Here is a 337-nt window from a genome sequence, read left to right on the forward strand (position 1 = left end):
GACCCCGCATACTCTTTCTTCCGCACGCCGTTGGTGGCGATGGTGGCCCGTTGCCGTCGTCCGCCCCCATAACGCTGTGTCCCGGAAGGAAAGTCGTCTTGAACTCGCACGCTCAGTTCCGGCGCGATGTCTTCGATGACGTGACGCAGCATCGTCCGGGCGGAAGTCTGGTCATCAACGATGACGATATTCAACGCGTACTCTGCCTCGTTTTTCGACCACGCTGGACGCGTGACCCTGCTTGACCAGGAAGCAGCGCGAGCGCTCGTCCAGGGCGGTAACCACCCTGAACTCGGCCTCGGTCAGCTTCAGGCCGTCCATGTAATCGCTCTTGCTG

1 protein-coding gene is annotated in these 337 nt (G+C 61.1%); it reads right to left on the reverse strand.

The features are described 5' to 3' along the window. Positions 1–194 (reverse strand): hypothetical protein (locus ABGA94_RS15350; RefSeq protein WP_375367704.1); only part of this gene is annotated, 194 nt, incomplete at its 3' end. Between the last annotated feature and the right edge of the window lie 143 nt (positions 195–337).

It is taken from the genome of Stenotrophomonas sp. 3diitr2024, assembly GCF_042136455.1.
GTDB classification, from domain to species: domain Bacteria; phylum Pseudomonadota; class Gammaproteobacteria; order Xanthomonadales; family Xanthomonadaceae; genus Stenotrophomonas; species Stenotrophomonas sepilia.